Source organism: Gordonia sp. UBA5067, assembly GCF_002414845.1.
Lineage (GTDB): Bacteria > Actinomycetota > Actinomycetes > Mycobacteriales > Mycobacteriaceae > Gordonia > Gordonia defluvii.
In genome coordinates this window covers 411-658 of record NZ_DIAX01000086.1, presented here as the reverse complement: position 1 = coordinate 658, position 248 = coordinate 411, and the positions used below count along the sequence as shown (strand labels likewise).

General features: G+C 69.8%; 1 pseudogene. It reads right to left on the bottom strand.

Annotated elements, in window-relative coordinates:
• Positions 1–248: pseudogene (locus tag B4M62_RS14345) on the bottom strand (NAD(P)(+) transhydrogenase (Re/Si-specific) subunit alpha); the annotation flags it as partial.

The window sequence follows — 248 nt, the reverse complement described above, 5'->3', positions numbered from 1 at the left end:
GATGACGTAGTAGCCGATGACGATCGCGAGAATCAGCACGGTGAAGTGCTGCGGCAACGGCTGCGGCGAGATCGCGATGAGGCCGCCGAACAGCAGGATCCCGACCAGGGACAAGCCGACCTTCTTGGCCGGCGACATCGGCGCCTTGGGTTCGGCGACCGGCTTGGCCTCGGCGGCAGGACCCGTTGGCGCCGCCGACACCTGTACCGGCGGCGGCGGCCACATGCCCGCACCGTCCCGGGTGACGG